A 6,741-nucleotide genomic window follows, 5' to 3' on the forward strand; every position below is an offset into this window, starting at 1 on the left:
TTTGCTCGCTTTAATCTTTTATGTGTGGCGAACGCAACATAGTGAGAATGAAGTCGAAGAAACGTCTGTCGTCCAAATTAAATTGATAAAACATCACTTAGAAGAACCAGGACCAGAACCAGAACCAGAACCAGGACCAGAACCAGAACCAGAACCAGAACCAGAACCAGAACCAGAACCAGAGCCAGAACCAGAGCCAGAGCCAGAACCGAATCAGGATTCGGATTATTTTTCTCCGGTGCATAATGCACAGGAGTTTTCGTCCAGTAATCAAACAAATCGAGAGGCCAAAGAGGTGTTTTTTGGTGATGGCGGGGTCGAGCGCGGAGAGCAGCTAGCGAATAAAAGTATTTTAAATGAGGAGCCTGAGAAATGGAGTCAGTTGCCTGACCCTTCAGATGATCTGGCGGCCTCTGAGAAAAAAACACAGAACCAAACAGATGAAACTGAGTCAATAAGCCGGAATCTGTTAGATACGAGTACTAAAGGTGTTAATAAAGTGGCTGAACAATCTTCACAGCTGAATGACATGGATGAGCGTAACAATGTAGAGGAGAGCTCCATTATTCCTTCGTATATGGAAGATGTATATGGTGAATATGAGGCTGATACCGTTCTTTTAGAGGAAAAGAGTCAAGGAAACCCAGACACTCATGTTGTTGGGAATATCAGCTTGCTCGGTGAAGATGAACTTGAGAACGTAACTGTTGAACAACCATATAGCGAACAAGAAAGTGAAGAACTGCGTATGGTTAATAAATTTCTTGAAAGAATGAATAAGCAGGTTAACGAAAAATGGAATAATCCATACAAAGGTAGGCAAATGCATAGAGGTGTTGCAAAGCTAGAGCTGGACGAATACGGAAATGTCGTTGATGTATTTATCTTCTTGCAGAGTGGTCTCCCTGCTTTGGATGACTCGGTTGTTCGTGCAATTCGAGCCGTAAAGCGCTTTGACGTCCCAAAAAATACGATTATCGCCGAGCGATACAGCCACTTACGGTTTCACTTTAGTTCCATTGAGTTGGAGAGAGATAAAATGCCATTTGAAGTGGATCAATCCCATATTAAAGACGAGAGTGATTAGATGCACGTAAGATCAAAGGTTATTGAACGCAATTCAGAACAGTTTTCCCAGTGCAGAAAGTTGATTATTTTTGGTCCACCCCCTGGTGATCCTCTTGAGTATTTAAATCCTGAAAAGGTAATTACCTTTGATTATCGAGTATATCGGTCTTTAAAAAACTCTCTTGGTAACAAAGTCTTATTTAGTTTGGGTAATGAAGGTCTTGAGGCTTGTGATGCGGTGATCATTCACATCCCAAAAGCAAAGGCAGAGTTGGACCTTATCTTGGCCTATGTTACGCCTCTGTTGTGTCAAGGTGGTGATATCTATCTCGTGGGTGAGAAAAAAGCCGGAATTGCTAGTGCGGCTAAGAAGTTAAGCTCATATAGCAGTGATGCTAGCAAGATTGATTCAGCTAAACACTGTCAATTGTGGCATGCAAGCCTAGATCAAAAAGTCGAGCCGTTTAGCTTAAAAGATTGGATGACATCATTTGATGTTGAGGTGAATGACATATCCTTAAAAGTGGCTGCTATACCAGGTGTGTTTAGTATCGGTGAGCTCGATGAGGGTACTGAGCTACTACTGGCGAATATGTTTACCCGTCTAGAGGGGCGAGTATTGGACTTTGGTTGTGGTAGTGGCGTACTAGGGTGTTATACAAAACTGCTCAATCCAGGTATTAAGCTGGAAATGGTTGATATTAATTTGTTGGCCCTAAAGTGCGCTGAAGAAACTGCGCGGCTAAATAACATAGATGTAGATATTTACCCCAGTGATGGCTGGGCTGAGGTAAAAGGTAGGGTTAACGCCTTAGTGACGAACCCGCCATTCCATCAAGGTGTAGATACTGAATACACAACTACTGAGGGGTTTATTAAAGGTGCCAAAGATAAATTGACAAAGCACGCACCTTTTCTTTTAGTTGCGAATTCTTTTCTTAAATATGCATCGATTATTGAGGCGAGCATGGGGCGCTGCGATGTATTGGCTGAAACCACTAAGTTTCGTGTGTATAAGGCCTTTCGCTGAAGCTTGAATTATTTATAAGCAAAAAAAAGCCCTTGCATTGCAAGGGCGAGTCCACTCTAGCTTTACGCTAGCGATAAAAACCTGAAAAAATGAATTGCGTTCATTGGGTTAGATAATACTTCTTAGAATTAGAATGTTCATACTAAAATTTGAACTGGCTCACAAATATGTTTTATTGACTATTACTTGCCCTGCTTCTAAAGCATAAACCATTGGTGCATGTAACGGTATGTGATATTTTACATATATATGTGACTGTTGGTCGGCTTATAAATATTACTATAGCTTATCGACTTGAGCACAAGGAATACTGAATAGGTGGAGATTCCACCTAACCCTCAGGAGTACTCATGAAGACGGGTAGGGCTGTAATAGCCAAAAATAACAAGAATATATTCAAGCAAATTCCTGTAGCTGCTAAAAGCTGTGCTTTAGTGGTGGGCCTTACGTCGCCGTGCGCGTTTGCTGAGTTACAATTCCTTGACGATAGCTCATTATCTAACGTTACGGGTAAAGCTGGTTTGACTATTGATATAGAAACAAGGGTACATATCGGCGAGTTCGAATATGTAGATGCTGGTTCTATGTATACGAAAGATTACTCCTTGACTGGAATCGGTGGCGGCTTAGTAGACAACCTTCGCGCAAAAATTGACGTGACAGATGGTAACGAAACATTGGCAACAGGGTTTTCCGATGTTGCGCTCCTGGCCACTGCTGGTTTTTTTGATACGAGTGAAACTGATGTTGCCTGGGCTATCAATGAGTATGCTGATGGTGCTGGTGGGTTTGGGAAGCAGTACGGCGATGGCGATGTGCTTATTCACGTTACGTCACAAGACCTTGGGTTCAGTGATGCCGTCCTCACTGGCAATACTCCACCTCCACCGTCTACGCACGCATCAAATCTTGATAATTATAAAAATGCTGTTGATCTACATATTCAGGAAGCCGAGTTTGGTATACGTGCTTCAGACGGCAGTGTTGAGACTGCCTTAAGCAAGAATTTCTCAGTGGAAGCTTACCTAGGTTATTTAGATATAGTTATTAAAAACCAAGGAAATGACTTTCATGATACGACCGGCAATTCTTCGAATGGTAAGCCAAGAAATATATTGCTAGCTGATTCATATCTGGGGATCGATGCGAAATTTCGTGTAGAAGATTTGGATATTGATAGTACGAACAATGCGACCAATACAATCATACCTCGCTCAGTAACAAACCCTTATTTAACACTGCGTGATATGAGAATTCATAATGAACGTGGGAATGATACGCTTGGTAGTTTTGGCTTTGCAAGTGTTCAAAGTAAGTTGGCTGCAGCGCAACACATCATCCATAAAGATGGGGATGCTTTGATTCATGTTGATGGCCAAGCAATCTACGATATAAACGTTGCGTGGGATTGGGATCTACCCCATGTCTCTTTCGGAGATACAGGTCAAAGCATCGGTTCTGTCTACTTTACTGATTTCCATATCTCGGATACTTCACTCGTCATTTCGGCACATTAGAATATTTGCTTGATACGATTAGACCTAAAGCCAGCATTTAAGCTGGCTTTTTTGTGCTCATGAATCGCTCCACGGTATCAACGATGGTCTGAGTTTGAGGGTCAATTTCTAGGTTCACTGCATCATCTACCTTGAGTTCACCAAAGGTTGTTACCTCTAGTGTTTCAGGTATTAGATGAACGCTAAAGGACTCATTAGATACTTCGCCTAGTGTTAGACTGCAGCCATTTAATCCGGCAAAGCCTTTAGGTAGGAGGTATTTTTGGAGATTTTCGGGTGTTGTGAAATAAACTGTATGGACATCGTTAGCTGAGTCAATTTTACATATTTCAACGCTGCAATGGATATGCCCAGACATTAGATGGCCGCCTATCTCATCACCAATAGCCGCGGCTCGCTCAAAGTTAACTTGGTCGCTTTCTTGTAGCGAGCCAAGGTTTGTTAGTTTAAGTGTCTCGAGCATTACGTCGAAGTTCGCCCAGTTTTGCTCAAGATCAAAGGCGGTAGCGGTCAGACAAGTGCCGTTAATTGCAATACTTGCGCCTTTACTTATGTTTTTCAATGCGCCATCAGGAAAACCTATTTTTAATGTTTTTAGATTGTCTGTACCTGAAATTTCAAGAATGCTTGCTTTACCTTGAACGATGCCTGTGAACATAATTCCTTAAACTCTCATTTTAATATGGCTAGTGTTTGTGAGGAGGCGTTTGTCGAATTAGTGCGAGAGTGTTTCAGTGAGTGGCCACGATAAAGTGGCACTGTATTACTCGAAATAGCATTTCTGGCCTATTACTCGATCGCGCCCAGCTTCCTTTGCTTTATACAGGCATTGATCGGCAATATCCAATAGTTTAATCGCGTGCTTGATTGTGTCTGTAGTAGGGGTGGCGTTGGATACACCAATGCTCACAGTTAAAAAGGTTGAAATGCCCGAATCCAAAAACTCGTTTTCTTTGAACTGCTCACGTATGCGCTCGGCAAGTCGCATAGCACCGTCTAATGTCGTATTGGGTAGAAGCACTGCTATTTCTTCACCGCCATAGCGTGCGACGGTATCCGAAGGTCGATGGATAACTGCTTTTATCAGCTCGGCAGAGCGAGTTAGACAGTAGTCACCATACAAATGTCCGTATTTATCATTAAGGACCTTAAAGTGATCTATATCGATCATAATAACTGAAAAGCTGAGGCTGTCCCTCGCAGCACGGTGAATTTCTTTCTTAAAGGTCTTATCGAAATAGTAGCGATTCTTTAGACTAGTAAGGCCGTCAGTTACGCTTAGTTCCTTAAGCTGCGTATTCGCTTCTTCGAGCGCTTCGGTGCGTGATTTAACGATTTTATCTAAATCCTGATTCATTTTGATTTGCGCATCGAGTAGTGCATCTTGAGCTTCAACTCGCAAGTCTTTTTCATAATTTAACCTGTCAGCGAATGCGATAGAGAGAAGTGTCAGCTCGATTAGAGTGCCAAGGGATAATGCGTTTTCATTGAAAATATTTGGTTCTATAATTCGGTTATTTTCTAATAGGAAAATAATGACCGCACCTAAATAGCTAAACCAGGCCAAAGCAAAATAACGAGCAGTTTTAATCCCTTTTAGCCAGTATTTCACACCAAGGTAAAAGCCGGTCATTACCATAAAGCTTACAGCGATAAATGTACTTTTTAATGCGAAGCTATAAGAAATTAAGAAGCCGGATAGTACCGTCAATATGAAAGTCAGAATTAGAAGCTTTATCAGTACAAGGTCTCGCTTAGAGCTTATGTAGTCGATACCAATAAAATTCTTAATAAATGTTATCGCACTAATGCCGGTAAAAGCGGCAGAAAATACAACAGCGTGGTAATTAAATAGGGGGTAGTTTGGCCATAGATATTGAAAAGCGAGACCAGAAAGCACTAACTGGATGATTGCGCATGAGCTTAGGTATATTAAATAGTAAAGATAGCCTTTATCCTTTACGGTGAGATAAATAAAGCTATTGTAAAAAAGCATAATCAGGATTGCGCCGAAATATATCCCGGATAGAAGACTAAAAGATATGTTTTGCTTACTTAACTCATTTTGGGTAACGATTGAGAGCGGGAGTTGCAATACACCTTCTGACTGTATGTTTAGATATACGTCAAGCTCTGTATGGTTTTCTGGAATACTAAAAACAAAAGTAGGTAAATCTACCTTTCGGCTTTTAAATGGTAAGTGGTCGCCGGTATTGACTTGTTTGACGATGCGGCCGTCATTGACAAAATAAATCGATACACGGTCGTGATGAGGGTAATCTAATTTAACAAAATACTGTTGGTCGATATGAAAGCGCTGTTTGTGTAGCTTAAAGCGGAACCAGTAAGGCGCGTTCGTCTGCCCAAAGTGCTGAATGTGCTCGGTATTTTTTGTCCATTTATTTTTATCTATTGCTAGCACATCATTGATGCTTGCCGAAAAGGAACTGTCCAAGTAGTAATCTAGATAAGGTAGTGCATTAACTTCATCTACTATTTTGCTTACCTTAATTGTTTCGTACTGCGATGACGTGCTTTGTGCTAAGGATGGCTTAGAAATCGCGAGACTGACCCACAGCCCAATAGTGGCAATAAGCAAGATAAGCCATGCCATTTGAGAGCGTTCAGGAAGTAGGTCTATCTTTCTGTGAATGCTCATGCTCTGCTCAGAGTCCGATGTGCGTAGTTAGCTAGTGATTGGTGTGTAGTTGTTAGTATAGTGGATGTCTGAGAAATAGTTTCTAGAAAGCCATAAAAAACGCCGGATTTATAACAAATATGATAACCGGCGCAACTTGAATTTTGTCTAGTTTAGTTTTTAGGTCTGTCTATTGTTGCGAGTAAGGGCGAGGGTGCCTTGCGTTTTTAATAGCCCAGAATCTAAGCAAAGATGATAAGTAAGAGGCTATAATTACTAAAGTTGTTCAGATGGCATCCGATAAACTATAGCAACACCAAAGGGAAATCTTAGTGACTGCGCAACAAACAAACAATGCGGATACAAGCAAAACTGCATCTCTTGATAGCTTGTTAAATGATATCGATCAAAATAATGGCTTGGCCTCTGGTGATGACGCAGAGGAAAATAGCAGGCGCAAGACTCCCGATCGACGGCATACAAGCAAA

General features: G+C 41.4%; 5 protein-coding genes. 3 read left to right on the top strand and 2 right to left on the bottom strand.

All coding sequences use genetic code 11. The annotated features are described in order from the left end of the window. From A3766_RS13985 to A3766_RS13995, 3 genes are all read left to right on the top strand, one after another. Positions 1-1,087, top strand: a 1,087-nt coding sequence (locus tag A3766_RS13985; RefSeq protein WP_197479573.1) for a TonB C-terminal domain-containing protein, incomplete at its 5' end; no start/stop codon positions are given. Beyond that, positions 1,088-2,098, top strand: coding sequence for a methyltransferase (locus tag A3766_RS13990; protein ID WP_068510522.1), 1,011 nt, complete (start codon positions 1,088-1,090; stop codon positions 2,096-2,098). Between the two features lie 350 nt (positions 2,099-2,448). Then, a complete protein-coding gene (locus tag A3766_RS13995) occupies positions 2,449-3,615 on the top strand; it encodes a DUF6160 family protein (protein ID WP_068510524.1) in 1,167 nt (388 codons plus the stop codon). Positions 3,616-3,652: 37 nt separating this feature from the next. Here the strand turns inward: A3766_RS13995 and A3766_RS14000 are convergent, their stop codons facing one another. Then, on the bottom strand, positions 3,653-4,273 hold the full coding sequence (locus A3766_RS14000) for a riboflavin synthase (RefSeq protein ID WP_068510525.1): 621 nt from the start codon (positions 4,271-4,273) through the stop codon (positions 3,653-3,655). Between the two features lie 105 nt (positions 4,274-4,378). Next, positions 4,379-6,274 (bottom strand): diguanylate cyclase, encoded by a 1,896-nt coding sequence (locus A3766_RS14005; RefSeq protein WP_068510527.1) that lies wholly within the window; start codon positions 6,272-6,274, stop codon positions 4,379-4,381. Positions 6,275-6,741 lie beyond the last annotated feature (467 nt).

The organism is Oleiphilus sp. HI0132 (assembly GCF_001635845.1).

Coding starts and splice junctions, on each gene's coding strand:
- A3766_RS13990 (WP_068510522.1), top strand. CDS start 1,088: ATGCACGTAAGATCAAAGGTTATTGAACGCAATTCAGAACAGTTTTCC.
- A3766_RS13995 (WP_068510524.1), top strand. CDS start 2,449: ATGAAGACGGGTAGGGCTGTAATAGCCAAAAATAACAAGAATATATTC.
- A3766_RS14000 (WP_068510525.1), bottom strand. CDS start 4,273: ATGTTCACAGGCATCGTTCAAGGTAAAGCAAGCATTCTTGAAATTTCA.
- A3766_RS14005 (WP_068510527.1), bottom strand. CDS start 6,274: ATGAGCATTCACAGAAAGATAGACCTACTTCCTGAACGCTCTCAAATG.